This window comes from Streptomyces alkaliterrae (assembly GCF_007097205.2).
GTDB classification, from domain to species: Bacteria; Actinomycetota; Actinomycetes; order Streptomycetales; family Streptomycetaceae; genus Streptomyces; species Streptomyces alkaliterrae.
In genome coordinates this window covers 1-615 of record NZ_VJYK02000677.1, presented here as the reverse complement: position 1 = coordinate 615, position 615 = coordinate 1, and the positions used below count along the sequence as shown (strand labels likewise).

At 75.0% G+C, this 615-nt stretch carries 1 protein-coding gene; it reads left to right on the top strand.

Annotated elements, in window-relative coordinates:
• Positions 1-106: 106 nt before the first annotated feature.
• On the top strand, positions 107-615 hold a 509-nt coding region (locus tag FNX44_RS27465; RefSeq protein ID WP_143651645.1), incomplete at its 3' end, for a polyprenyl synthetase family protein.

The window sequence follows — 615 nt, the reverse complement described above, 5'->3', positions numbered from 1 at the left end:
GGGCGGTAGAACGGGTGGTGGTCCGGCGGGGTGTCGGGCTTTGTGGTGTTGACGAGGACCGGCATGCCGGGGTCCTCGCGCGCCTGGTCGGGAGTGGAGGACGCCCTTGCCGACGCCGTTGGCGGCAGCGACGCTCGACGCGGTGGCCGACGGGATCGCCGTCTGGCTGGCGGGACACGCCGGCGAACCGCTGGTGGACGTCCTCGACTGGACGCTGTGCCCGCCGGGCAAACTCGTGCGCCCGGCACTGCTGTTGGAGTCGGCGGCGGCCGTGGGTGGCAGCTACGAGCAGGTGCTGCCGGCGGCGGTCGGGGTCGGGCTGGCGCACAGCGGGAGCCTCGCGCACGACGACCTCATCGATGGTGACGACCTGCGGCGGGGCCGCCCGGCGGTGCACCGCCGGTTCGACGCGGCGTCGGCGGTGCTGAGCGGCGACGCGCTGTTCTTCGCGCTCTTCCAGCAGGTCGGCGAGTGCCGGCGACGGGGGGTGCCGGACGAGGCGGTGGCGGAGGCGATGGAGATCCTGGCCGAGGCGGGTCGTCAGGCCGCCTGCGGCGTCGCCCGCGAGCTGGCGTGGAGCGGTGGGGGAGAGGGGGCCATGGGAGACGATCCGGT